This window comes from Williamsia soli (assembly GCF_017377795.1).
GTDB classification, from domain to species: domain Bacteria; phylum Actinomycetota; class Actinomycetes; order Mycobacteriales; family Mycobacteriaceae; genus Williamsia; species Williamsia soli.
In genome coordinates, this window is the sequence record NZ_JAFRDR010000001.1 from 977,725 (window position 1) to 1,003,159 (window position 25,435).

Genomic DNA, 25,435 nt, shown 5'->3' on the forward strand with positions numbered 1-25,435 from the left:
GGCGTGCCAACCCTCGTTCAGTCGTCAACGATAAATGCTGTCGCACTCATCGGTGCTGACTCGTCACTTCGACGACAACGTGCCGATCGCGATGCGCCGACCGTTGTCCGTCCACACCGCACGACCCTCATGCAGTTCCGCCGACATGAAACCGCCGCCGTCGCGCCATGGCCAGGCCACATGGGAACGGGCCACCTGGTCCTGAACGAGGTCGGCAATACACGCGAGGATCGTCTCCTCGTCGTCGTCGAACTGGGGTACGCCGCCGCTCATTCCGAACCCGTCAGGTCCGCGACCCGCTGCCGTGACGCTGCTGAGCAGCATCACGCCGCCGTTGAGGGCGTCGTACTGGGCGACCCAGTCGATCCGATCGATGGTGCCCGCGTAGTGGCGCACGTGCAGATCCCGGCCGAGTCGGTGCAGTGCGTTGAGCCACGGGTCGGGCAAATCCGACGACGCCACCTGGACGGACGTGCCCGAGGTCCAGGAGGCCAACAGCACCTGCTCGTATCCGGGCTCGGGGAAGGACCACATGGCTCAAGGGTGTCATCTGCCGCCAACTCACGGTCGAGCGTGTAGTTCCTGCGAAGGCGTCCCGGGCGATGCCGCGAGAACTACGCGCTCGACGGGCTGAGCGGGTTGATGTCGGATTGGACCCAGTGAACCGCGCCACATGTAGGTCCGTGTTTCGGTCGCAGCGAGATAAAGTTTGTGCGCGTAGGTAATTGCCGCGCAACCACAAAAGGAATCGGGGATTCACAGTGGGATCAGTCGGAACAATTATTGGCATCTATCAGCTCTACAAATTTCTTTCAGACCTCGGTCTGATCTGATCATCTCTGCGTGACGCTGAGCCCCGCCGGCCGCGTCGCTTTGGTCGTTTGGCCAGCGGGGTGTCCCGCTTCCACCGCAGATCAACTGCATTAACTGGATTGACTCCGGCTATTGCTGAAAGCCCCGGAAGATTCCGTGGCGGTCTGCGGAGTCGGAGTAGTCGATAAGACCCGTGTTCCCGATCGATAGATTCGCTTCCATCGATGCGACTTCAGAAGGGATCACTCGGACGACGAGTCCTCGGGTGCCGTAGTCGGCACTGCCACGTATTCGTCGCCCTCGGTACTGGCGACTATCGGCCTCATCGCTTCGGCGAGTACCCGTCCCCAGAGTGCGTCATCGCGGAAATCTGTTCGGATGATGAGGGATTCGTCGGAACCGAGTTCCCTAGCCGAAGGTTGCGCCGAAGAACCTTCGCTGCTCTGGCACCCGGTTACGGCGACGACGACTCCGACAAGAACTGAGAACAACAACCTTCGGCGGCCTCGCCGGCGCGACGTGGGGCGAGCCCCGGACATGGTCACCGACATGACTGCAGCATCGCAGGTGCCGGCCGGCACCGTCCGCGGCGGGTCACGTCGAGCGTCGGGTACGTGCGAGGGTTGCCGGATCAGCGCGACCCGGTCTCGTCGTTCCACGGCGCAAGGGGAGGGGTTCCGCCCGCGGGCTCGTCCGGGTGCAGCAATTGTTGCAACAAGCCCAGGGATTCGGCGTTCAGATCGCCGAGGAAGATGCCGACGGCCCAGTCGAAATCCCCTGCCGTCCAGGCGTGGACGACGGGGATGTCCCATCCGAGAAACCATTCTTCGGTCGAGCGTGGTCGCCGGGCCAGGCGCCCCAGTGGCCACTCGCCGATGGCGGCATCGAACGATCCGTCGTCCTCGTGTGAGCGGAGCAGGTGCATGTTCAGGTCGAGGGTGACCGGGACCGCGAGATCGAGATCGGTGACGTGCTCACGGAACCAATCGTGCTGCTGGTCTTTACGTATGCCGACGCTCGGCGTTTGCACAGAGTGGAAGTCACCCCGCCGGAGGGACTCAGACGTCCTGATTGCGCCGGTCCAGACGAACATCGCCGGGTCGATCGGAATGCCGGCGGTGAATTCGATGAAGCTGACGGCGGTTCCGGCAGCGTCGACGCGCTGTTGCAGGACCGCGCCCGTGCGTTGGTCCACGGTCAATTGCCTGGCGTAGGGCGCCTTGTCGCGGGGCGGGGCGAGTTCCACCGACCAACACGTGCGGCCCAGATACTCGATGTCTCTGATCGGTCCTGTCGGCGTCGTCCAGCGGCCGCCCACCCACTCTCCGGCCGAGCGCGTGACGAGCAGCTCTTTCCCTGGCCCGATGAATGACATTTCCCGAGCTGCGCCTCGCAGCGGCAGTTCCTCATGACGGGCAAACCGCCACACCGTCTCGCCATCGGTCATCGCGACCAAATCGCCGGCCACCGTCTCCACCCGGACTTTCGGCCCATCTCGCCATACTTGTAGATCGTCGACCCCCGCTACGTAGACGGGTGCGATGTCGCCCATGTGACCATAGAGGCCGCCCTCGACCTGTCCTGATCGGGAGATGACTCCCTGAATGGGCGCGTGCGGTCCGTCGACCATTGTCTTGAGCACCTCGATCCACGCAGTCATGAACCAACGGTGCCACACGTTGCGCGGTCGTAGTGGCAGTCGATCGGAAACCTCTCGGAATCAACCGATCCCGCGTAGGTGTAGATCCGTCACGTCGCATTGTCTGCGAGACTGCGTCCATGGTGAAGCAACTGGTGGCGCCGGCCGCCGTAGCGGTCGGCGGATTCGTTGCCGTGGTCGTACTTCGGACGCGACTCGGTGGCGGTAGCTTTCTCTTCGACCTCGAGGATCCGTGGCGGGCATTGATCGAAGGCGACACGGCGTGCGCCGCGCTGGCCGCAGTGATCGCTGTGGTTGTCAGCGCTGCAGTGCGCGATCGTGGCATCGCTTTCTCACTCGGCGGCGCCGGCTTTGTGATGCTCGGTGCGATAGCTGTGATCGACACCGCCGCGTCTTGGTCGAGTTATGGCCTCGCGGTGGCCACCGGATTGGTGGTCGCGGCGGTGGGATCTGTGGCCGCCAACGGGATGGACCGAAGTGCCTTGCAGGCCTCGCTCATCGGAGGAGCGCTGGCCGGTGCATTCCTGGCCATTCCGATTGATCAATACCGTCCGCGGGCCGGGTACGCCGGCGACTACGTCCCGGACGCCACCCCTGCGGACTGGCCCCTCGTGATCGGTGCCTCCGTCGCCCTCGTGTTGCTTGCTGGGTCCTGGTTCACGGCTTCGAGAAGTCCTGGCGCTGACTCACGCGCTATCGGGGTACGTACAGGCCGCGCATTGGCGCTGGGGGTCGCGATACCGGTTGCGTCGGTGCTGCTGTGGTGGTGGTTTATCTCGACTGAGGTCCTCGCCGACGACGCGGATCTCGGTACCAGCACATGGTGGTTCGGAATCCTGCTGATACCGCTCGTCGTTGGTGGCGTGTTGTGGCTGCCTGGCCGGGACGGCGTGGTCCTGGCCGCTGTGCTCGCGACCGTGGCCGCGGCGGCCACCGTGCCCAACTGGCAGGGATCGTGGCCCGTGCTCGTGGTGTTCGTCGTCTTGATCATCGGCGGGATATGGACGGGACGCCGCGCGCCGCATCCCTTGGTCGCGGTCGGCGTGCTGCTGGTGTGCACGCTGGTGAACGTCAGCGATGAATCACCCTGGAAGGTAATCGGAATCATCGCCGCTTTTGTGGTCCCGGCGGCAGCAGGCCATCTCGTCGTAGCCTGTCTGCCCACGACCGTCGTTCTCAGCACCGTGGCGGTCACGTCACCGGCAACGCTGTATGCGGTCACCGGCATCACGTTCGGGTGGGTGGCGTACGGTGGCTCGCGCGAATCGGGTTTCGACAGTTACGCACCGAGCACCGCACAACTGATCTTGTCGGTGGTCACGATCGTTGCGTGCGCCGCTGCGATCGTCATCGTCACCCGACGCCAACCAGTAGCCGACGTGGAGCCGTCACGGCCCTAGAATGCTGCGAGCCGAGAAGTCAGTTCTGGCCCCGGATACGAATGAGCTGCAGGCCCCCAGCGATCGCGACGAGCGGCCAGCAGATGACTGCGACCCACAGACTCGGGTTGCGTTCGCCGTTCGCGAGGTCGTAGACGGCGAGGGCGGTCAACGCGATGCCGGCTGCGACGCAAAACCATGCTAATCCAGCGCGGGCCGACGAACCGGGGGGTGTGCTGCCAGTGAAAGTCACGGAATGAATATACCGGCGCTCGTTAATCTTCGCTCTGCTGACGCCGGCTGCCGCGGAATGCTCTCTGATTCAATTGCTCCCACGTGCTGCAATTTCTGCGAAGAGCCGGTTATTCACCTCGAGTTCAGTAGCCTTCCCAAAGGGCTGACCGTAACGGACATGACGACGTCAACGACATGTCTCCCGGAGCGGCCACTATCGGGGGAGAAGAATGGACGACGGGGTTTCGTCGCACACAAAGCGGATATGGACGTATGCGCTGATTTTGATTTCTGTCGTGGCGCTGGTGATCGTCATTGTCGGACTACTGCTACCCCGGGCCGACCCAGAGCTGACGACCGCGCCTACGCCGTCCTCCCAAGAACCTGACCCCGCGGTGCCTGAGATGCCCGAAGTCGTCGAAGAACCCGTCGACCTGGATGCACCGATACCTGGGTGCGGCACGGTGGAGCCGCCCGAGGAACCGGTGTACACCGCATTCACCTCCATGGTGGAAGAGAGCTACGACAACCCGAAGTTTCCCTGGTTCAACGGCCCCAAAGCGACGGAGATGTCGAACGCCGTAGCCGAGTTGTTGCCGCCCAGAGCGGAGATCGAGTTCGCAAGCCCGGAGCAGTCCTTGATCTTCCAACCCATCACCGACCTTGGTGAGTCCACGCTGGATCCGCCGGACGGGTATACGTCCGCAGGTGGTTCAGTCGTCAAGGGCGACGCCAAGGGGGGCCTGAACGTCAGCGTCGCGCAGTCGTCGAGACCGATTCCGCCCTGTGTGGCAGGAGCTCTGGACGAGCGGCGCACCCTGCCCGATGGTGTCCTGGTCGACGTCCAGGACACCTGGCGAGAGACGGACGGGGTGCGCACCCTGAGCAGGTCGGCGACCGCTTATGTGCCTGACGGGTCGCGGATCAGCGCACAGGCCAGCGACGCGTCTGGGACGGCGGGGGATGAGAACAGCGGCACGATCCCGGTGTCGGTCGACGACCTGGTGCGCATCGTCGTCGACCCGCGGCTTCGCGTCAGCACCCCCGCGCCTCCTGGCACACCCGCGCCGACAGCAGGCTGTGAGGGCGATCCGTTCGACGACTCCGGTCCAGCTGTGACCCGCGAGCAGGCGCGCAAGCTCGACACGGCCCTCGCGTCCATCGACCTGGGCGGTGCGAAACTGCCGCCGCTGCGGTTGGGCAGCTATTCCGAGGCACTTCTGTGTACCGGCACTCCGAACGTGACACCGACCGCAGCGCTGGACATCTCGATCGTCGGTGGCAGGCAGCTTCCGGTGGAGGAACGCCCGGTCCAGGGCGCCGGAAGCCGAAAGACGCTGCGAACACTCGCCGACGGGACGGTGGTGCAGACAGACGTCTCCTTCTCCGGTGGCAGGTCGATGACGAATCCCGACGACTACACCAGTGAGGCGATCAACTCCGTCGTCGTGACACGACCTGCAGGGACCCAGATCTCGGTGAGTTCGACTGCGCCGTCCCCGGACGAGGCCCTGCCGCTGCCCCAGCTCGAATCCATAGCGCTCACACCCGGATTGGAGTTGTAGACGTGCCCGGTAAGAGCACCTGGGCCCTGGTCGCCGCTACGGTGGTTGCGGTGGTGACGGTCTCCGCAGCTGCGATCGTGCTGGCAGACCGCAACCCGACGTCGGTCAAGAAGATCACCGGGACCTCTGAGGAAACACCGGGGCTCGCGTGGTCGTTCGATCCCGCCGAGTACCTCGATCGTCCGTTCGCCGGTCTGACCGACCCACGGTTGGGTTCATCGTTCAACTCCGGTGAGCCCGGCTTCATTCTGACCGGCGACACGTTCCTCACCATCGCTGGTAGTCCGACCGAGGGGCTCGCCTTGGACAAGCCTGTCATGATCAGCGTCGATGCAAAGGACGGGACCGCACGCTGGCAGGCACCCGCCCACGATCTCCTCGGATGCAGCGACACCCCGCTTGGCGGAAAGATCTACTGCTTTGCAATGAGCGAGATCGTCACCTATGACATCGATTCCGGCGTGTCCGAGAGGCGGACCGTCCCTGAATCACTATACGGCCTCACGACCACCTCCGACGCGCTGTACATCGCCGAAGGCAGTCTCGAGGAAAGTCTCGAGGGCAGCGATGTGCGCGTGCATTCGGGGACCTTCGACGACATTTCCGCGAACTGGTCGCAGCGGGTCGACATCGGAGGCTATTACGAAGACCTGTACGGCATCGACGTCCTGACCGTGACCGATGGGGTAGGACTCGTGCGAATCGGCAATGAGATGACGCAGTTCGATGCCGAGTCGGGGACTCCGCTGTGGACGACCGGCGACGGTGTTTGTGTGTCGCAGGCGAGTCTGGAACCTGGTGGCGTTGTGGCGCAGATCAATAGCGACTGCGAGTCTTACGACTCCGTGTCCGGGCAGCTTCTCCGAGGCCCGGACGGCAAGGTGCTGACCACGACGGACAGTGCAACCGCGCAGATGCCGATGCTCGAACACCATGATAATGCCGGTGAGCCCATCCTGCTGGGGGATTCGGCGTACGACCGCAGTAACGGCGACCTGCTGTGGACCAATCCCGGCATCGTCACCGGCACGCAAGGAGCTGTGACGGCCATTGTTGGCGACACGATTTACCTTCGAGACACGAACAACGAAAGTGAGACAGGCATCGACCTGCACACCGGGAAACAGTTGTGGCACACCGATACGGTGCAAACGTTCGATGTGACAGGTCCCGGCGACCGCGTGGTCCTCGGTAATGACGGAACCGCTTTGACGGCGTTCGACGTCAGGACCGGCTCGGTGGTCTGGACAGCTCCGTTCGTCTCGATCGACAGCGATCCCGAGACCTTCGCCACCGGTAGAGCGGCGCAGCGGTATGGCGACGGGTGGATCTACTCCTCGGATCGCCGGATGATCGGTCTGGCGCCGCTGTGACCACCCGGATCTGCGGAGTCCACTGAACGATGGCTATCGGTGTGCTGCCGAGCGTGAAATTATCCGGTGGGTCGCGATGTGTCTACAGGCCAGATGAGGGGTGGGACGGGTGCTGATAGATCTCGCGTTGATCGGCAACCCGGGGCTTTCGTACACATCGGTGGCGATCGCATTGATGCTGCTTGCGTTGGTGATCGGGCTGATCGACGTGCTGTGCCGCGACGACACCGGAGTTCGGCTGATGCCGCGGTGGGTGTGGTTTCTGGTCGTGGTGGCAGTGCCGATTGTCGGCACGCTGGTGTGGCTGGTGATCGGTCGTCCCAGCGCGCGCAGGTTTCGGCGTAAGCGTCGTGGTGGGAGGCGAGGTATGCCGCGGGCATCATCGGCGGTGGTCGCGGCTTTTCCGGAATACGACCGTCCTGGCAGGTTTATTCCGCAGGACCCCGCGGCCGACGCCGAGTTCCTGAGACAGGTCCGTGAGCGGGCGCAGGAGCAACGCCGGGTCGCTGAAGTCGAACGTCGTCGTCGCGACGGGACGAACGGGTCCGCCATCTGACGGATTCGGCCGGCAAGTGTGGCGCCGGACCCACACTTCAGTCGGGTTCGCTGGCTGAGGTGATCGCTATCGGCTTGTCGCCGCCAGCTTCTTGATGTAATCGTCGCCCCACTGGTTGAGTTCGAGCGCAAAGGCCTTCAGGCCCTCACCGGTTGAAGTCAGCGAATACTCCACGCGAGGAGGAACTTCGGCATACGCGTGTCGCACCACAATCCCATCATGTTCCAGCTCACGCAGCTGGCGAGTCAGTACCCGGGGGGTCACGCTTCCCACACGACGGCGTAACTCTCCGTAGCGAAGCGGTCCCTCGAGAAGATGCTTGATGATCGTCATCTTCCACGCACCGCCTAGAACGGCGATGGCGACTTCCACGGGACATACATCCATCGCGCGCTGAACTGGCCCTCTGATGCTGTCAGGCTCCGCTGCAGCCATGCTCACCTCCAATGGGGACATTTCCGTCCATATGGACGAAAATGTACATACTAACTTTTACGCGCACTACTTGCTATACCAGAGGAGCGAGAAGGGCTGGCTCCACGAATCACCACGATCACGCCGCCGAGTCTCACAGCACCGAGGAGGACGACGTGAACGTGAAATCGGTTGAACAGTCGCAACGCCCTGGACACTTGGACGGTGCAGTGGTGGCCCTCGTGAGCGTGACCCCCGTCATGACGTGGGCGGGAGGTTTACTGCCTGCTGCTGACGCCGTGCTCTACACCCTGGCGGCAATCGTCTCGGTTGCTGCTCTGCTGCTCATCCAACTGAGCGTGGGACTGCGAGTGCAAGACGGAGCAGGCATCGGCATCGTGATCGTGCTCATTGGAGGTGTTGCGGCGTGGGCGGTAGCCATAGTGCTCACGCTCTTGCGATCACCCATCGCGATACCCAGCACGATCGCAGCGATTCTGCTGTTGTCCCAGGCGCTCCGTGGGCCACTCGTGGACAGGCAGGCGCGAGTCTGACGTGACTGATGTTTGGTAGGCATTGATGGCGTGCTGCCTGGCGCGGTCGGAGTCCGGAGCGAGAATGCGTATTTCGTTACTCGCCTGGGCTCCGTCAACAAAACGACCAAAAGCCGAATTCCGGATGTTTTGCGAAACCGGACGTGCTGGTCTTTCTGTGGCGCAACGTATTCGGTACCGCCCAATCGCCAATTGGGTATGAGTCATAGTGTGCGTGTATGTCTGATGGTGGGGGTCCTAAACGTTTGCGGACGTTGGGTGATGCGGCGTGGTGGGTGTTCATTGTTGCCAGCCTCATTGCCGGCGGCGTGACATGGCTTGCCGGTGAGCGTTATGTGCCGTTCGTGCCTCCGTCCTTCGGAGCGGACGAGGTGGCGTATTCGGGTTCGTACTCCCGCCTGGACGGAGTGATGATGACGAAGGCCTACGTCTCGGACGAGACCACTAATTGGTGGCTGGAACCGGCGTTCTACTCGGTCGCCGCGTTTGTCGTCGTGGTCGCCGCAGCGTTGTGGGAAGCGTGCACCCATCGCGACGTGGTTACCGCCGCTGCGACCGTGACCGTTCCCTTCGCGGCGCTGGCGGTCCTGGGATTGGCAACACCTGGCGTAATATTCGATGACGACCTGAGCCCGGTTGTGACCTTGGCATTGGTGGTCGTTGCGGTGGGATTGCGGGGTTGGTGGCAAAGGACAGTGCCCCCGACGAGTGGGCAATGACATGTCCACCTGTATGACAGCATTTGGGGCTCAACGACTATGCGAATGACGACGCTTCGCATCCCGCAGCTTGTGACAGCGGCGGCACTGTTGCTGATGGTGGGTTGCGCCCAGTACGTCGACCTACCGCCGGCCACTGCAGTCCAATTGCAGACGCCTGCATGCACAGGTAACGACCCACCTGACCCAGCGCGAGTACCCCTGGACTTTGCTCCCGTTGAGGCGTTGGTCTGCGGGGAGATGGGCAAAGGTGGTCCGCGCGACAATCCGGGCGATCAATACCTCGAGACAAGATATCGAGGCGAGTTCACGGTCGCAGTCGAGGCTCTCACAGGCAGAGATCGCAAGAAACAAACCTGCGACTACTCGCTTGTTGCCATGCCTGAACTCTGGCTGATCGACGCCAGCGGCGGTGGGCTGATTCCTCGCTACCCGCTCGACGAATGCGGCGGACCCACCCTCGACGCTCTGAAGGCCATTCTTGAACTCCCGGTCTCACACAAGGAGCAACGTGTGGCACTGCCGGCACCGCTGGCTACCTCCCCAACACTGACCTTCCCGATTCCTTCCCCTGGTGACGCGAATCCGCCACCATCCTCACCCTCACAGCCGCGCTGAGTCATTCGAGGCAGGCTTGAGCTCCCCGGGTGTCGAACGCGTGTCCTTGAGTCCATCCAATTTTTGTCCATCAAAGGCCGAATGCCGGGTGCTGGCGACGTGGGCCCGAACGAGGATGAAGTAGGCATCGATGTGAGCAGCAGGAAAGAAGCATGGCATAGGGCTGGATCTTCTCCTCGGACCGCCGGATGATCGGGCTGCAGTCGCTGTAACTGTCAGTGTGAAGAGAAGAACTATCGACCTCGCAGGGTCGCGACGAGTGATCCGCGGCTGGGTGCAGCGCTGTTGCGTGTCCGGGTGTCCCACTCGAACGTGTCGAACTGACTGCCGCAGTCACGCTCCTGACAGTCGTAACCCTGCACTGTGGGACCTGTGAAGAAGCTGGCGCCCCGATCGTCGTAGGCCACCTCGACCAGCACTTCACCGCCACAGTCAAGGCAGCGTTCGACGCTTCTCACGTAGTCATGATCGATCATGGCGGCGGCTCTCCCCAGTTCGTGAGCATGCCAGACGGTGCGGTGGCCCCAGGGTGTCGCTCCTGTTTCGGCGACTGAATCGGAGCAGCAGACTCATCTGAGAGCTCATCTCGCTCAAAGAATGAGCGAGAAGCAAGGTGCGTACATCGGAGGTCGGCATCGGCATGAACTGACCATTACTCAGGTTATCGTCAGGTCGTGGTGTCGCGTTACCTGCAAAGGTGACAACGTTTGTTGCTGAATAGGTGATTCGTTTCGCTAACGATTATCGACATCCAAGAATTTATCCACCGGGCGAGACCTGATCGAACCTTAATCCGTTGCAGGACAACCCTCTGCGTGCTCATTCGCGCGCAGGGCGACGTCCCAGGGCGACCCTCCCTGGAATTTTATTGATGTTTCTCGATTGCGCATCCGCGGACCTCCGGGAGCGATACTTGACTTTAACGTGCATGAAGCGCCTACTGGGCTCAGGCGGTACACACCGACGGCTCCTTGGAAACTAGGGAAGCGTTGGTTTACCCCAGCTCTGGACCTCGCGGGGGGACATCCTTTTCGACTGCTTGGGTTAAGCGTCAGCTCTGTCTGTCCAATACGGTGCAGTCAGCAGTGTTCACGGACATGACCGAGCTGAAAATTCTGCGGAATATGTTGCAGAAGTGCAGATTCAACCCAAATCTCATCACTCGGCGTGGTCGCCAAAGCAGATGTTCGATAGGACTGGTCCACGCGTATGCGAAAAGCCACGCTCACGAAATTCAACCGTAATCCGCAGAACAAACGTACAAAGAGCTTGCTGATCGCCGCCACATCAGTTGGTGCGGTGTGCCTCGCGGCGATCACATTCACCGCCACCACCGCGTCTGCGGCAGCGGTCAATCCAGGTCTGGGGACCGCGACCAGCTTCGGCGTGTTGGCGGGCGCCGGCATCACGAATGCGGGGACCACAAACGTCGCCGGTGACATCGGCAGTCATCCGACCGGTTCCATCACCGGGCTCGGTCCGGGCGCCAATTCGATCAACTTTTCCGGGGTCAATCACGGAAACGACGAGGTGAGCCAGCGGGCGAAGCTCTCCGCCGAGAGCGCGTACGGCAATCTCGCGGGCCAGCAACCACCGATCGAAACGGCTGTCGAACTCGGCGGCCAGACTCTGGTGGGCGGCGTGTACAACTCCGGCGGAGCGTTGGGCCTCACCGGCACTCTCACGCTCGACGGAAAGAACAATCCGGATTCGGTGTGGGTCTTTCAAAGCGCCTCGACGCTCACCACAGCTGTGAACAGCTCGGTGTCATTGGTCAACGGCGCTCAGGCGTGCAACGTCTTTTGGCAGGTGAGCAGTTCAGCCACTCTCGGTTCCAATACTGACTTCGTCGGCAACATCCTCGCCCGAGCCAGCATCAACGTCGGAACCGGTGCTGATATCGATGGCCGTCTGATAGCTCTGGATGGTTCAGTCACGCTGCTGGCCAACGACATTACACGGTCGGCCTGCGCGCCGCCGATCACGACAACGACGGACGAGACGACTACAACGGACGAGACGACTACGACCGACGAGACGACTACGACCGACGAGACGACTACGACCGACGAGACGACTACGACGGACGAGACGACTACGACGGACGAGACGACTACGACCGACGAGACGACTACGACCGACGAGACGACTACGACCGACGAGACGACTACGACGGACGAGACGACTACGACGGACGAGACGACCACGACGGACGAGACGACCACGACCGACGAGACGACCACGACCGACGAAACAACCACGACGGACGAGACAACCGACAGCACGATAACGAACGAGACCATTCCTACCGTGCCGACCACTGACGAGACCACCGTGCCGACGTTGCCGTCGATACCCGCTCTCCCGTCATTGCCGAACATTCCGGGTCTGCCGTCTATCCCAGGATTGCCGTCCACCCCAGGATTGCCGGGTACTACACAACCGGCACCTGAAGCCGGGCCGGCCATCACGCCGGAGGCGCCCTCACCAGGCAAGCAGGTTCCCAACGTGCCGCGCGGTTCAATCGACACCGGTGACGGCAGCGTCGTCGCACGCGCGATACTCGATCCCCGGTGGCTCCGCCAACTCGGATACGCGACAACATGCACAGCTTGGGCGCGCTGATGCGCACGTCGGCAACGGCCCCAAGGAAGTACGGCCTGCGGCCCGCCGGTCGTGTGGCGGCCCTCGTTGTCGCCATCCTGGCGGTACTGACGTTCGCGGTAAGCGGGTGCGCAAACGATGTGGCTTCGGACGTCGGCGAGGTGCCGATCTCAGAACTGGCCGTCGATCCGGCTGTCAGCAATGCAGGACTGACGAAGTCGGTACCGAGTCGGATCGAGATCCCCTCGATCGACGTGGACTCGCCGCTGATGGACCTGGGACTCGATGCCGATGGCGCCCTGCAGGTTCCGAAGGCGGGATTCCCCGCAGGCTGGTACACAGGAGCACCCACGCCCGGCGAGCAAGGGCCGTCCGTCATCGCCGGTCACGTCGACTGGGCCGGCGCGCCCGGGGTGTTCTATGAGCTCCGCAACCTGAAGCCGGGCGCTGAGATCGCCGTGACGCGGCAGGACGGCAGTATCGCGAAGTTCGAAGTCACTGAAGTGACAGCGTTCCCCAAGGACGAGTTTCCGACGGACCTGGTCTACGGCACCCTCGACTACGCGGGTCTGCGCCTGGTCACCTGCGGCGGCGCATTTGATGAAAACGCCGACAGCTACGACGACAACATCGTGGCATTCGCAAAATTGGTGGGTACGGGCTAATTAATTGTTCGGCTCGCCGAATTCTAGCGCGCGAATTTATTGGAGCGCAAAATCGGCGGGCTGAGAATTTATCTCCGGGAACAACTATTTTTCGAACATGCTGTGTGCCAACATCGTTGGCACACAGCTTGGTTCGTTTATCAGCAGAAAACCACTACGTGGATCTTCTGTCCCAGAAACACACTTTCGTGTAACGATCTCCGCCCAATTGTCTATATGGTGATGTAACCCCCTGCACGGCGAAAAGAATTGAGAAATAAATGAAGAAGCAAACAAAAGCAGCAGTGGCCGCCGGCGCAGGGGCTGTTCTCCTCCTGGGTGGTCTCGGCAGTTTGGCATTCTGGAATGACAGTGCCACCTCTCCCGGTGGGTCGATCAGCTCGGGCGAACTGTCACTGGACGATTGCACCGGAGGTGGGGTCTGGACGGACGTGAACAACGACACCACGATCGCCAGTATTGCTGCGTTCCGCATCGTCCCGGGCGACGTCGTGTCGTACGCCTGCGAAACGGCGGTCAATGCCACCGGCGACAACCTGACTGCAACCCTGTCGGCCAATATCGGTGCAGTGACGGGCGACGCCGAGCTTCAGGCGGCGCTGAACCCGTCGGTCACCGCGACCGCCAACGGCGTTGACCTCCCGAGTGGCCCCGCCGGGGTGCAGATCACTCCCGCCGAAGTGTCACAACCCATCACGGTCAATGTGACGATGACATTCGACCCGGCCACGGAGGGTCTCACAGCGCAGAATCAGACCGCCAACCTTGCGGAGACCACTCTGACCCTGCAACAGAACGTCAACCCCTGATCTATGAAGAAGCTTTGGCTGAGCGCTGCGGTCGCCATCGCGATCACAGCGCTCGGCGTGATCTCAGCACAACAAACAGGTGCATCCTGGCGCGATCAGGAGCAGACCGGCAGCGCGACTGTCACCTCGGGCCAGCTGAGAATCCTGGCCGGTGGGTCCCAGAACTACGCCTGGAACGACTTCGGGGGCGCCGGTCTGGTCCCTGGTTCGGTGGTACAACGTCCGCTGACCATCTCGGTGGTCGGCGACACGAAGGCGGCTTACCGACTTGTGTCGGTGGTTCCCACCACGATTGATGTACCACTCACCTTCAGCGCGTCGGTTGTCAGCAGTGTCGCCGGCTGCCCGGCAAGTGGCAGTCCATCGGGTGTCGTCGCCGGGCCGTGGACGGTGTTTCCGGCACCGTCCACGGCACGAACGGTGCAGGCAAACACCTCGGAGGTCTGGTGTTTACGCGCAACTGTCGGTGCCGGCGCTTTGCAGAACAAGACCACCAAAGTCACCCTCAATTTTCGGGCGGATCAACAGCTATGACCGTATCTGTGTCAGTGGAGGAGTCCGCCGGACCTCTCTGGTGGGTCCGCACGGCTCTGTCGTGGGCGTTGCTGTTCGCCATGCTCGCGCTCCTCGTGATCACGTTCCTCATCCCGGCGGCCGGCAATGCCGAGCGGTTCACCGTGCTCACCGGGTCGATGCAGCCGACGTATCCGCCGGGAACGCTCATTGTCGTCAGACCGGCCGACGCCGACGACCTCCAGATCGGCGACGCCATCACTTACCAGCTGCAGACCGGCCGGCCGGCGGTGGTCACTCACCGGATCGTCGCCACGTCGCAGAACACGCTGGGTGAGCGCACCTACACCACGCAGGGTGACGCCAACGACGTCCCGGATCCCAAACCGGTTGTGGTCGAGCAAATCCGAGGAGAGGTCTGGTACAGCATCCCCTACCTGGGACACGTCAACAATTGGTTGACCGGCCAACACCGCGCCTGGGTCATCGGTGCCATCGTCACGGGTCTGTTCTCCTACGCGATCGTGATGACCGGCGGAAGCATCCGGGACCGGCGGCGGAAGCGGCGCGAACCCGCGGACGAACGAGTCGTGAGAGAGGATTCGGATCATGGCGCCCGGCGCTGACTGGACCGCCGTCCGAACTGCGTTCATGGGGTCGCTCGGGGTTCGAGTGCGCGCGATCCTGGCCCTGGGCATCGTCTTGGGACTCGGAGCCGTCGGGACGATGGCGTTGTGGAGCAACTCCGCCGGCGCCACCTCCGGCGACTTCAAGACCGGCGTGGTGGACCTTCGTGTCAACGGGGTCAAGAGTTACACGTTCAGCGGTGCCACGGGTCTGAGCATGACCAACATGCTGCCCGGCGACAGCAGGGCAGCGACGTTGCAAGTACAGAACACCCTGTCGACGCTTCCGCTGATCTACACCATGACGGCCCGCACTGCCGCAGGAAGTCCGGCGCTCACCAACTTCCTTCGGATGGCCGTATTCGCCAGTAGCGCACCGACAAACGGCACAACCAACGGCTTGGCCACGGGAAGTTGCGGCGGCCCGCAACTCGGAACTGCAATGCTGCAGGCCGCGGCTACGGTCCCGGTCATCACCGCGGCCCAGCCGCTGGGTACAACCGCTGAAACGAACACGCAGAACCTCTGCTTCGTGGTCACCCTCGTCCCGGCGACGCCGCTGAGCGTGCAATCTCAGACCCTGCAATCGGTGACCCTGACCTTCAATGCGACGACAACATGACCGACACCGACAGCAATCGACCTGTCCGCCGCCGCGCACGCATCGTCCGCGAGGTGGCGCTGACGATGGGCGCCGTCACCGGCCTCTTGTGCATCATCACTGCCGCGGCTGCTCTGCTGTTCGGCATCACACCGCTGATCGTTCAGTCGGGGTCGATGGAACCGACCATGCCGACGGGCGCCTTGGCCATCGCACGCACGGTCCCCGCTACCGACATCCGACCCGGCGACGTCATCAGCATCACGAACCAACACGGCATCCACATCACCCACCGCGTCGTATCGGTCGACTCGACCACGGAAAAGGCTGCAGCACTCACCCTTCAAGGTGACGCCAACAGCGTTCCGGACGCCCAGTCCTACGTGATCACCGCCGCCGAGCGGGTCGTCTTCCACGTCGACGGGCTCGGGTATGTGGCCGCTTGGCTTCACACTCCCGCCGCTAAAGTCCTCGGCGGACTGGCGGTGGTCGCGCTGCTGTGGCTCGTGGTCTTCCCCGCCGGCCGTCGGCGGTCGAACAAGGCCCGCCCGCCGACTCGCCCGCGCAAGCCACAACACCTCGCAAGCAGTGCCTCGTCCCTCGTAATTGTCGGACTCGCAACAGCATTGGCGGTCGTCGCCGGCAATGCTCAGGGATCCGCGGCGGCCTATACTGATTCGGCTACGGCCACCACGGGTTCGTTCGCGTCTCGCAGCGATTTCGTCCCGCGGTTGAACGATCCATTTTTCGGGTTGACCTACGTCACCTGCACCAACAGCACGTTGACGAGTCCTGCCGTGGTGACACTGGACTGGAAGCACCTCGGCGCTCCCTACCAGTACCGGATCATCCTTCGCGACCTCTCGGGCAATGTGTGGCGAACCGTCGACGTCAACCCCGGATCAGCAGCTGTCGGTTCGACTCTGTCGGCAACTCTCGGCGCCAGCGGATTTCCGATTGACATCGTTTCGTGGGACTACGATGCCGAGATTCATACGATGCTTCCCGGGGGTGCTGTTTCTGCGGGCTGGCGTGGCTATCGTGTGTACAAGAGTTTGTATTCGTCCAACCTGCAATGCCGTTTCGGCCTGGAGACATCCGGGGCCACGGCCTACATCCCGCCACCGGCGTCCATCACGTGCGTGACGAATACTGCGCAGAAGACTGCCACGTTCTCGTGGCCGCACCTTTCCGGGTACACCTACCGCTTCATAGTGCGGGACGCGACCACCGGCAGCATTGCATACACGTCGAACATCTTGACGGCCGGCGCTACGCCCGCAGGGCAAGCGGTGACGAAGACACTTGCCTACAGCGAACTCACGGCCGCACATCTGAGCGGCACCGGTGCGGTTGTCGAGGTTCGTACCCGCGTGAACGACACCACCCAGTCGACAGAGTTTGTATCCCGGCAGGTGACTGCCAGTGCTGCCAACGGCGTGGCATGCGTAGCGCCCGCAGCAGGTGCCCGGATGGCCGCACCCACCACGACGACGAGCCCCGGCGGCACGTCGTCGCCGACGCAAAGTTCTACAACTGCCGATACATCACCGTCTGCCGCACCGCCCGTGACGACGAGTACTACGCCGACCACCCCGACCACAACCACAACAACGACCACGTCAATGACCACGTCGACTCCCACGTCGACCTCGACCACCACCGCTGCACCGACATCGCCGGCCGAGGAGGCACTGTCGGCGACCACGATCTCGTCGACCGGAAACTACTCGGCTCAGTTGATGCAGACCGCGTCCGGCCCGGCGGTGATCATCCGCAGCGCGGACGGGGTGGAGGTCCACCGCGTGTCGGCGGCGCTCGACGACAGCCTGCAGTGGGTTCCGGGTTCAGACGAATTGCGAGTGATCAGCGCGACGGGATCGGTCACCATCAGCCGCCAATCCGGAGTGTGGGTGACAACGCCGAGCTGATGTCTCCAGTCCGCTGGTGAGTGATCAGGCAATCTGCTCCACATACACAAATCTGCTCCACTTCCAGCGCACTGGAAGTGGAGCAGATCGCTGAAGGTGGAGCAGATGTGGTCAGGCACAGACCGTGCCGGTCAAGCGATCTGATACTCCATGTCATCGCGATCCGCGTGAATGAACGTCGTGATCGCAGCGTCGACGGTGGGCGAGATGGTCAGAATGTTGTCGAGTCCAACGAGTTTCATGATCCCGGCTGTCGCGGGACCGTTGGCCACGACGCCCAGATGCCCACTAGGTGAGACCGCGGATTGGGCGTCGATCAGAACTTGCATGCCGGCTGAGGACAGGAACGTCGTGCCTGTCAAATCGATGATCAGGCAACGTGATTCGGCTGTGATTGCCGTAAGCAGTGCTTCGGTGAGTTGCGGCGCGGTCAGTAGATCGATCTCCCCCTCAACCGAGAGAATGGTCGTACCCTGGCGTTGCCTGGTGACGACGCTCAACGGAGCGCCCTTGAAAAGCTTCAGGTTGTCATTTTCGGAAACTAAAAAAGAGGATTGCGTATGCACGGTGGTTGTCCCTTCGACTACCAACTGTGCTGACTCGTCGCGAGTTATGTATACGACTGTCAGAAAATGGCTCGGACTGCACCGAGGCCAATGATGCCACACAATCCCTACTAAAGGGTAACAAAGCGCCCTTTTGCCAGGTCACAACGCTGCCGGTGGTGACGCCAGGTCGATGGCTCAAGGAGCGTTCCCGTCTCTACCAGGTTGTCCAGCGCCGGGAGGATTTAACCTTCCCGCGAGACGGAACGTGGGAAAGGCATGGGCGGGCTGCGCAGCGGACCAGTAGAACCCTTGTCCGTAGCGGGCACCGATGATGCGGGCTTGGTGCGCCTGCTCGGCGGTTTCGATGCCCTCGATGACCAAGAACTGACCCAGTTCGTCGGTCAACGCGGTCAAAGCCCGAGCGAGGGCGCGGCCGGTGGGTGTGTGGAGCGATGAACCGACTGCACGATCGGCCTTCAGCCCGTTCACGCCGAACGACAGCAGATGCTCGGCAGGCAGCCAGGGGCCGCCGATGTCGTCGAGGACCACGATGTAACCGCGCTCCTGTAGCTCGTTGATGACCCGGGAATTGATCAGTGCCGTGGTCGGGACTGCGACGGTCTCCGTGATCTCGAGGATGATCGAGTCCGATGCGATACCGGCGGCAGTGGCCACCTTGTCGATCCGGTCGGCACAGTCGGGACGGTAGAAGTGGTGTGCCGACATGTTGACGGCGACCTTCACATCGGCGGCATCGGTGTCAGTGGTTCGCCACCGCCGCAGATCGTCGAGAGCACGCGCCAACATGGCCAGATCGAAGTCGATGATCAGATCGGTGTTTTCGATCAACGGCACAAAGGCGCCCGGCGGGAGGATGCCGAGGGTGGGGTGGAGCCACCTCGCCAAAGCCTCCACCGCCAGAAGGCCTCCGGTCTCCAGGTCGATGATCGGCATGTACCAGGGCACGATCTCGTCGTTGTCTACTGCGCTTGCCACCTCACGGACGCCGATCTCGATTGTTGTCACGGCGTTGTCGAGGGGTTCTGCGTTCGGCAGATCTTCGGTGGAGAGGTGACCGCCTTGCGAGCGAGCGACGTCGAGCGCGTCACGCACGAGAATGGCGAGCCGTTCCAGAGTTGCGACGTCAATGATCCGATCGGCTTGCGGATCCGGATCGAGGACACAGAGGGTGGCTACCGGCAATCCCTCGCGTCCCAGCACGGGGACGCCCGCGTATGTGCGGAACCCGACGTCACGCAAGAGGGTTGCCAGTTCGCCGTCTTCGCCGCGGTCGGCAGCGTCGGCAATGACTATCGGTGCATTCCCGGTGATGACGCGGGCACATCCAGACAGCCGTAGCGGCACGACTATGCCGGTGCTGATGCCGTGGGCGGCGATGGTGTACTGGTGAGCACCGTCGACCACGTTGACCATGGCAACCGGACATCCGGTGATCTGAGCAGCCAGCTCGACAACCGCAGTCAGCCCAGGCGTCGGCGCCAACTTGGTGTAGTGCGCCGCCGATCGTGCGCGGCGGTCGTCATCCGTCATGGCCAGACTCCTCGGGGTCTCAGGGTTGAGTCTGCCGTACTAAGAGTTTTACCGATTCTTGGGCGGACATGTGACCACAACGCACCTTTTGAGGCAACAGCTTCGCCGGAGTCGACGGCCGTCCCCGAGCGAGAGTCTCCTATGGGTGGCGAATTCTGCGGGATCAGGCCGCGTCACTGAACCAGTCGCTGGGCGGTGGTTCGGGATCAGGTAACTGTTCGACTTCTGCGATCCATCGTTGTTCTTCGGCGTGCCAATCCGGGTGTTCGATCTGCCAATTCGCTTCGAATAGTTCTTCTTTGGCTCTCTGCCGGAACCAGGCGGCGTGTGCTTCTTCAGCTTCGCTCTGAGCGCGCAGGGCAGCCACGGTCTCCTGGAAGTGGCGTTCAGGAAAGTGGGTGTCGTTCGGGGTGAGAGGGTCGTCGGTGCCGCGTTGGCGCCACCCGACTCGACCTACCCACTCGGGTGGACCAGTTTCCGAGGTGATCAGTTCGGTGATCCAGCCGTGCTCACCGTCGTGTATCCGTCCGTGGTCGGGGTCGCACACCAAAGTGAGGACTGTGATGTCGGTGTAGCCGCCGTTCCTCCACTCCCGCATATGGTGCACGGCCGTGCGAGTGGCGGGTTGGTCGCAGCCTGGGCGGGAGCACCCGCGCTCGGCGGCAATGAGGGCGATGCGCTGGTCGGCGGAGGCCAATCGCGCTTCGCGACCGAGAAACAGCGGTCGGTGCGCGTTGTCCAAGAGTGCGAGGAACTTTCGGCTGGAGCCGGCAAGCGCCAGCGCGTCCCGGACCGGAAGGGTGCCGCCGGAGGCGGTGGTGGCGATCCCGGTCTCTTTCTCCAGCTCGTCCAGGGTCATGGTGACCACGACCTTTGCGGCGTGCCCTCTGTGCTGGCCGACGGCCCGCGAGCCCACCACGTGCTCGAGCATCCGGTGAAACGCGTCGTGGTTGCGTTGATCCTGCGTGCGGTCGTCGCGTTCTGCGGCTGCGGCAAGTGCCTCTTGGTCTGCCAGATCGCCGTTGCCGCTCGGAGACTGCGGGTCAGCCGGATTGTTCATTCCCTGCCGGGCCCACTTCTCAGCCAGGGCATCCCATAACGCCCGGGTTGCCGGTGTCAGATTTCCCGAGATGCCCGACATGTGATCGATACCGGGGCGCGACACGTTGAATGCTCTCGTTCGGGCACGATCGGCGTCGTCGGTGAACTCGCCGTCGGGGTTGAGGTAGGCGATCAGTCGCTGGGCGGCTTTGGTCAGGTCTTCAGGCGACATGGTGCGCGCATACGCTGCGAGATCAGCTTCGACCCTCGACCACATCTCCGGTCCTCGCAGAACGTGCGGAAGCGCCTTCAAGGTCTTGTGGATGATTCGGTAGTGAGCAAACTCGATGGCACCGTCGGTCAACGCCGCAGCGGTCGCCGGGTACGGAGCAGGGAGTAGATCACCGGAGAGCTCGCGGCGGTAGCCGACCCGCTCCGCGGCTTTGTAGCGTGCGCCGGCGTGGTCGACGTTCAGCCGCAACAGCGACGACAGATACTTGCCCGGCTTCAATCCTCGCTTGGCCGCGGCGCCGCGCTCGCGCAGTTCGAGTGCCCACCGCACCGAGAGCGCGTCTTCGCGGCGCCGCCCGGTCTCGACCACCTGAGCGGTCTCCACCACTTGCTCGTCCGACAACGTAGTGAGCGGGACTTGAGTCAGACGCTGCGAGATCGCCTCGCGCGCAACGACCAACTCGGCGGCATCCATGTGCTGGATGACGTTCAAGAGACCGCCTGATTCGCTCATGTGTTCGACTATGGCACATGCCTCTGACAGTCCCGTTGGTGCAGGTCAACCAGTGCGCTGCCCAACTACCGTCCGGGCGGGACGTCGATCTTTCGACTGCGGGCGACCTCGTTGGCGTGGTCGAGTTCGTCTCGACTGTTGCTCTGCTCGAGTTGATCGCCTTCGGGCGTGGTGCTGTCGAACGCCGCTTGTACGCGTGCCCGTAGATCTTTGATGTGCTCCACGAGTTCGTCGTCACTCATGGTCTCGGGCGCGGGATGCGAGTTATCCGTCATCGCCTCAGTATTGCCGAGACGAGAAGCACTGATGCGGCGTGTCGGTTACAGCCCTTTGCTGATCACGGGGATCGCCGCATCGATTGCCTCGGCGATCTCGGCCGCGGCCCTGTCGAACTCCGCCGCTGGTTTGCCCAGGGGGTCGGCAATGTCCAGGGACGCAGCGTTGCGATCGGCGCTGAGCGAGGGGTCGAGGCCGGCTTCGCGGAGAGTGATGATCGTGCGCCAGCGGATCGGCGCCAGCTGGCGGGCTGCGGCCCGGTGGTCGCGGGCCAGGCACAGGACCAGGTCGCTGTCGGCTACGAGGGGAGGGGTCAGAAAGCGGGAGGCGAAGGGGAGTGGATCGAAGCCGAGAGCCCGCAAAGCGCGGGCGCTCTCGGGGTGCATCTCGTGGCCGTTCATGGCCCGGGTGCCGGCACTGGAGACGGTCCAACCCAATCCGAGCTCGTTGCTCCGCTGTTCGAGCATGCGCTGGGCAATCGGCGACCGGCAGATGTTGCCGGTGCACACCACAAGAATTTTCACCGGTTCAGTATGCGTCCTCCGGACTCGACAGTCGCTCGACCATTGCGCGTCGGTGCCCGAACCCCGGCCTGCAGGGTTCGGCTGGCCCAGGCAGAATGCGTTGGGGCGGACGTGCGATCATGTGCCGTAACGCTCGCCTGCGCCCGTAGGAACGCCGACGACAACACACGAATCAGAGGGAGACTTCAATGTCGACATACACCGCGATTGACGCCGCTATCGACGGCTTCCTGAACACCACCCCCTGGGCGATGGACCTCTTGTTCTTCTTCGTCTCCGGAGTGCAGTGATCTAATCGATCCAGTTATAGCAGGAAATGCGGTGAATTCGAATAAATAATTCGAGTTCACCGCATCTTTTGTCAATGGACTCTATATACTGAATTGGCACGATGCATTATTCCGTACTTCAACCCTTATCATAGATAAGTGTGTTGACATTTTAAGGAGTAAGAATTTATGACCTCAGTATTCAGTTTGGACATCCTCGAGATCATCGCATTCGTCATCGAGACGTTCGGGTCGTAACCGAGCAGTTCCCGATATGAGAACTCGGGGGTTTTGAATCGCTGACCTGGTCTCCCGGAGCTTCGCAGCCCGGGAGATCAGGTCATTCGCCCGTCGAAACTGCAGCAATGAAGTGGCCTACTCGGCTGATGGCTTCGCGGCGGCAGTCTCGACAGGCTCGGTAGGTGCAACCGACATACTGCGAAACCAGAACTCGGTGTTGTCTCCGCGCCAGCCAACTCGCCCCGGCCGTAATTGGGGCGGCGACTGCTGCGCACCGATATCGATTGCACCGAGGACGAGTTCGCCATCCTGACGGACCGCGAGAGACACCGAATTGTTGTCGACGCCTACGTCGGCTTCGAAGTGTGACCACGTTCGCGTCGTCGCCGGAAGCGGTGCGGTGGCGATGGTGCGGTATGCGCCCGAACCGGTGCCCCGGGGAGCCTTGCGCTTCCACACAATCGTTCCCGAGCGCCGGACCAGCGTCACCGCGTACAAGTCGTCGGGTGAGCGGTACCCGAACAAGAGATGAACACCGTCGTAATCCTGCTCCGGCGTCCGCTCGGTCTCGGTCGGCTCATCCGCCCACAACTCGCAGCTCATCGAAAAGCGGGCGAAGTCCTCGCGCTGGGAGAGAGCCCTCAGAACAGCCGAACCGGTCGCCGTCAGCGACCCTGAGTCCGGTGAGTTGCCGTCGATCGGGCCACTCCATCCGCACCCGCCGTCGTGGAACAGTGACCCGCTTGTCGCGATCCAGTCCGGTGAGGTGATCGCTCCCTCGCCCTCTGAATGGCGCAGGGCGTATTCGTTGGTGACCAAGCCTCGTCCGGGTCCGAACTCAGGGGTCCAGTGTCTGTCCGCAGGTGACCCTTGGCGCCCGCCGCAGGCAACGAGACCGCCGGCCGCGATGACCCCCAGGCCCATTCGCAGGGCCCGGCGCCGGGACACGCGCTCGTGAATCAACGGGGTGCGATCTGCAGATCCGTCCACGCCGGGAACGGCTGCGCCGACGCGGTTCTGCTTCCGATCACGCTGAAACCGCCGCGTCCGTCACGGGAGGGCACCGTGGCCACCACAGCGCCGTCCACCCAGATCCTGGTCTCCTGCGGCGACACCGTGATCGTGACGCCGTGGGTGGCACCGGCCCGGATCACCGCGCTGGCCAGTGTTCGGTTGGCGCTGTCGGTGACGGTGGCGCGGTCCTGACCGACCATCAGCCGCACCGACTGATCGGTGCCGGAGCCGGTACGCACCCGCAACCCGGCGGACATGCCGCGGCGGAGGTCGACGGCGGTGCCGGTCAACGTGTAGTTCGTCCACTGGTCGGTGCGTTGTGCGGCCCACAGCGCCTCGGTGTAGGTCAGGGTGTCGGCGTCGAACCGAACGATGCCCGAGGCCAATTCCCTGTCGTCGACCGGACCACGGAAGTAGCGTCCGGGTTCGAGCCAGCTGCTGTCGACCGCAACGGGGTCCATCGCGGCCACCGGCAGGGTCTGGGCACTGCGCATGCGGTCGAACAGTTGGCGCTCGGTGTCTCCGCGTTTGATCTCCAGTCTTTCGAGCGGGGTGACCTGTTCGGCGGAGACCGGCGCCGGCCCGATCGCGTGGCTCTGATTGGTGAAGGCGGCAACGTAGTGATCGCGGATGATCTGCGACGAGATCTCGACAGCAGAGTTGCTGATGCGCGAGCTCGGAGCCGAGAACGGGTAGGAAAACAGTTGGGGCGCAGGCAGGTCGTGGTCGGCGAACTTCTGTCCAGACGCCTCGACGTCGAGAAGCATGCGCTCGCGGAACTGGGCATCGTCTTCGACCTGGCCGTTGAATGTTTCGTGCGCCGCCATGGTCGGGAGTAGTTGGCCGTTCTCGGTGGTGCGGTAGTGCAGATCGTCGGTGTGGGATTGGAAAGACCAGCGCCCCGAGTCGTGCATCCTGTTGATCTGTTGCCAGGTCAGGTAGTACGGCTGCCGGGTGCTCACCGATGAGGTGATCAGGAAACTCACAGCGCTGAAGCCGTAGTCGCCGAGGATGGTGTCGGCGTACTTGTAGAGGCCGGAGGTGCCGTCGTCGAAGGTGATCACCACAGATTGCTCCGGTGGGGTGGAGGTCCCGAGCAGGTAATCGGTGTACTGCTCGCCGGTCAAGGTGCGGTAGCCGGCGGTGTGCAGCATCTTCATCTGCGCGGCAAAGGCGTCCGGGGTGATGACGTACTCGCCGGCATCGGGGTCGTTGCTGATGTCGTGGTAGGTCAGCACCAGGGGTGCGGCGCCGAATCCTGCTCCGAGACGGGCGGTGTTCTCGGCAGCCCACCCTGCGTACAACGCGGTGTCCTCGGAGGTGAAGGTGGGTGCAACTGTGTCTTCGCGGAAGCCGATGTACCTCTGCCACCACCAGATACCGACTGCCGAGGCGACGAGTGACACCACGACACCGATCGCCAGAACCCGGACGATGAGCGCTGTGAATCGGTGCCCGATATGCCCGCGGACGGTCGGCGGTCCGAGCTCGGGCATCAACGCCGCTCCGCGCGAGCGGGTGATGTTCGCCTGCGCGGTCGCGGCGCGATCTCGTCCGAGTAGCTTCATATCAGCGTTCCTCGGCTGAGCACGA

Annotated in this window: 28 protein-coding genes; 14 read left to right on the top strand and 14 right to left on the bottom strand. The window is 62.9% G+C overall.

Annotated elements, in window-relative coordinates:
- Positions 1-63: 63 nt before the first annotated feature.
- The 4 genes from J3S28_RS04370 to J3S28_RS04380 all read right to left on the bottom strand — a co-directional run bounded on the left by J3S28_RS04370 (position 64) and on the right by J3S28_RS04380 (position 2,473).
- Positions 64-534, bottom strand: coding sequence for a hypothetical protein (locus J3S28_RS04370; RefSeq protein ID WP_207837906.1), 471 nt, complete (start codon positions 532-534; stop codon positions 64-66).
- A gap of 408 nt (positions 535-942) precedes the next feature.
- Entirely contained in the window at positions 943-1,035 is a 93-nt protein-coding gene (locus J3S28_RS28870) for a DUF6924 domain-containing protein (RefSeq protein ID WP_372435930.1), read from the bottom strand.
- Positions 1,036-1,055: 20 nt separating this feature from the next.
- Positions 1,056-1,472 (bottom strand): hypothetical protein, encoded by a 417-nt coding sequence (locus J3S28_RS04375; RefSeq protein WP_207837908.1) that lies wholly within the window; start codon positions 1,470-1,472, stop codon positions 1,056-1,058.
- Positions 1,445-2,473 carry a hypothetical protein gene (locus tag J3S28_RS04380; protein WP_207837911.1) on the bottom strand — a complete coding sequence of 343 codons (1,029 nt, stop codon included), beginning with the start codon at positions 2,471-2,473 and terminating at the stop codon, positions 1,445-1,447. The genes J3S28_RS04375 and J3S28_RS04380 overlap by 28 nt, the downstream gene beginning before the upstream one ends.
- A 119-nt stretch (positions 2,474-2,592) precedes the next feature.
- Between J3S28_RS04380 and J3S28_RS04385 the strand changes: the two genes are divergently transcribed.
- On the top strand, positions 2,593-3,873 hold the full coding sequence (locus J3S28_RS04385; protein WP_207837913.1) for a hypothetical protein: 1,281 nt from the start codon (positions 2,593-2,595) through the stop codon (positions 3,871-3,873).
- Positions 3,874-3,892: 19 nt separating this feature from the next.
- Here J3S28_RS04385 and J3S28_RS04390 read toward each other — a convergent pair whose 3' ends face one another.
- Positions 3,893-4,105, bottom strand: coding sequence for a hypothetical protein (locus J3S28_RS04390; RefSeq protein WP_207838224.1), 213 nt, complete (start codon positions 4,103-4,105; stop codon positions 3,893-3,895).
- Between the two features lie 211 nt (positions 4,106-4,316).
- Here J3S28_RS04390 and J3S28_RS04395 point away from each other — a divergent pair, with 211 nt between their 5' ends.
- The 3 genes from J3S28_RS04395 (at position 4,317) to J3S28_RS04405 (ending at position 7,580) form a co-directional block, all read left to right on the top strand.
- Complete coding sequence (locus tag J3S28_RS04395) at positions 4,317-5,651, top strand: hypothetical protein (protein WP_207837915.1); 1,335 nt, start codon at positions 4,317-4,319, stop codon at positions 5,649-5,651.
- A gap of 2 nt (positions 5,652-5,653) precedes the next feature.
- Positions 5,654-7,024: an outer membrane protein assembly factor BamB family protein gene (locus J3S28_RS04400; protein ID WP_207837917.1), complete on the top strand. Its 1,371-nt coding sequence runs from the start codon at positions 5,654-5,656 to the stop codon at positions 7,022-7,024.
- A 109-nt stretch (positions 7,025-7,133) separates the two neighbouring features.
- Entirely contained in the window at positions 7,134-7,580 is a 447-nt protein-coding gene (locus tag J3S28_RS04405) for a PLD nuclease N-terminal domain-containing protein (protein WP_307796827.1), read from the top strand.
- A 66-nt stretch (positions 7,581-7,646) separates the two neighbouring features.
- Here the strand turns inward: J3S28_RS04405 and J3S28_RS04410 are convergent, their stop codons facing one another.
- Positions 7,647-7,952 (bottom strand): winged helix-turn-helix transcriptional regulator, encoded by a 306-nt coding sequence (locus J3S28_RS04410; RefSeq protein WP_372435931.1) that lies wholly within the window; start codon positions 7,950-7,952, stop codon positions 7,647-7,649.
- A gap of 284 nt (positions 7,953-8,236) precedes the next feature.
- Here J3S28_RS04410 and J3S28_RS04415 point away from each other — a divergent pair, with 284 nt between their 5' ends.
- From J3S28_RS04415 to J3S28_RS04425, 3 genes are all read left to right on the top strand, one after another.
- Positions 8,237-8,548: a hypothetical protein gene (locus J3S28_RS04415; protein WP_207837921.1), complete on the top strand. Its 312-nt coding sequence runs from the start codon at positions 8,237-8,239 to the stop codon at positions 8,546-8,548.
- 218 nt (positions 8,549-8,766) lie between these two features.
- A complete protein-coding gene (locus J3S28_RS04420; RefSeq protein WP_207837923.1) occupies positions 8,767-9,267 on the top strand; it encodes a hypothetical protein in 501 nt (166 codons plus the stop codon).
- 45 nt (positions 9,268-9,312) lie between these two features.
- Entirely contained in the window at positions 9,313-9,885 is a 573-nt protein-coding gene (locus J3S28_RS04425; RefSeq protein ID WP_207837925.1) for a hypothetical protein, read from the top strand.
- Positions 9,886-10,118: 233 nt separating this feature from the next.
- On the opposite strand, the gene J3S28_RS04430 is transcribed toward J3S28_RS04425, so the two are convergent.
- Positions 10,119-10,361 (bottom strand): hypothetical protein, encoded by a 243-nt coding sequence (locus tag J3S28_RS04430; RefSeq protein ID WP_207837928.1) that lies wholly within the window; start codon positions 10,359-10,361, stop codon positions 10,119-10,121.
- A gap of 733 nt (positions 10,362-11,094) precedes the next feature.
- Between J3S28_RS04430 and J3S28_RS04435 the strand changes: the two genes are divergently transcribed.
- The 7 genes from J3S28_RS04435 (at position 11,095) to J3S28_RS04465 (ending at position 17,634) form a co-directional block, all read left to right on the top strand.
- Entirely contained in the window at positions 11,095-12,510 is a 1,416-nt protein-coding gene (locus tag J3S28_RS04435) for an ice-binding family protein (protein ID WP_207837930.1), read from the top strand.
- Positions 12,489-13,154 carry a class F sortase gene (locus tag J3S28_RS04440; protein WP_237340948.1) on the top strand — a complete coding sequence of 222 codons (666 nt, stop codon included), beginning with the start codon at positions 12,489-12,491 and terminating at the stop codon, positions 13,152-13,154. The genes J3S28_RS04435 and J3S28_RS04440 overlap by 22 nt, the downstream gene beginning before the upstream one ends.
- 260 nt (positions 13,155-13,414) lie before the next feature.
- Positions 13,415-13,963 carry an alternate-type signal peptide domain-containing protein gene (locus J3S28_RS04445; protein ID WP_207837933.1) on the top strand — a complete coding sequence of 183 codons (549 nt, stop codon included), beginning with the start codon at positions 13,415-13,417 and terminating at the stop codon, positions 13,961-13,963.
- Positions 13,964-13,966: 3 nt separating this feature from the next.
- On the top strand, positions 13,967-14,497 hold the full coding sequence (locus J3S28_RS04450; RefSeq protein WP_207837935.1) for a hypothetical protein: 531 nt from the start codon (positions 13,967-13,969) through the stop codon (positions 14,495-14,497).
- A complete protein-coding gene (locus J3S28_RS04455; protein ID WP_207837937.1) occupies positions 14,494-15,102 on the top strand; it encodes a signal peptidase I in 609 nt (202 codons plus the stop codon). Before J3S28_RS04450 ends, J3S28_RS04455 begins: the two co-directional genes overlap by 4 nt.
- Positions 15,086-15,724 carry a SipW-dependent-type signal peptide-containing protein gene (locus J3S28_RS04460; protein ID WP_207837939.1) on the top strand — a complete coding sequence of 213 codons (639 nt, stop codon included), beginning with the start codon at positions 15,086-15,088 and terminating at the stop codon, positions 15,722-15,724. The genes J3S28_RS04455 and J3S28_RS04460 overlap by 17 nt, the downstream gene beginning before the upstream one ends.
- Positions 15,721-17,634, top strand: a complete 1,914-nt coding sequence (locus J3S28_RS04465) for a signal peptidase I (RefSeq protein ID WP_207837941.1) — start codon at positions 15,721-15,723, stop codon at positions 17,632-17,634. The genes J3S28_RS04460 and J3S28_RS04465 overlap by 4 nt, the downstream gene beginning before the upstream one ends.
- 131 nt (positions 17,635-17,765) lie before the next feature.
- Here the strand turns inward: J3S28_RS04465 and J3S28_RS04470 are convergent, their stop codons facing one another.
- From J3S28_RS04470 to J3S28_RS04500, 7 genes are all read right to left on the bottom strand, one after another.
- Entirely contained in the window at positions 17,766-18,200 is a 435-nt protein-coding gene (locus J3S28_RS04470) for an STAS domain-containing protein (RefSeq protein ID WP_207837943.1), read from the bottom strand.
- 177 nt (positions 18,201-18,377) lie between these two features.
- A complete protein-coding gene (locus tag J3S28_RS04475; protein WP_207837945.1) occupies positions 18,378-19,733 on the bottom strand; it encodes a sensor domain-containing phosphodiesterase in 1,356 nt (451 codons plus the stop codon).
- A 163-nt stretch (positions 19,734-19,896) separates the two neighbouring features.
- On the bottom strand, positions 19,897-21,519 hold the full coding sequence (locus tag J3S28_RS04480; protein WP_207837947.1) for an HNH endonuclease signature motif containing protein: 1,623 nt from the start codon (positions 21,517-21,519) through the stop codon (positions 19,897-19,899).
- Between the two features lie 65 nt (positions 21,520-21,584).
- Positions 21,585-21,794 (bottom strand): hypothetical protein, encoded by a 210-nt coding sequence (locus J3S28_RS04485; protein WP_207837949.1) that lies wholly within the window; start codon positions 21,792-21,794, stop codon positions 21,585-21,587.
- 45 nt (positions 21,795-21,839) lie between these two features.
- Positions 21,840-22,319, bottom strand: coding sequence for an arsenate reductase/protein-tyrosine-phosphatase family protein (locus tag J3S28_RS04490; RefSeq protein WP_307796829.1), 480 nt, complete (start codon positions 22,317-22,319; stop codon positions 21,840-21,842).
- Between the two features lie 644 nt (positions 22,320-22,963).
- Positions 22,964-23,818, bottom strand: coding sequence for a hypothetical protein (locus J3S28_RS04495; protein ID WP_207837951.1), 855 nt, complete (start codon positions 23,816-23,818; stop codon positions 22,964-22,966).
- Positions 23,788-25,410, bottom strand: coding sequence for a polysaccharide deacetylase family protein (locus tag J3S28_RS04500; RefSeq protein WP_207837964.1), 1,623 nt, complete (start codon positions 25,408-25,410; stop codon positions 23,788-23,790). Before J3S28_RS04500 ends, J3S28_RS04495 begins: the two co-directional genes overlap by 31 nt.
- Between the last annotated feature and the right edge of the window lie 25 nt (positions 25,411-25,435).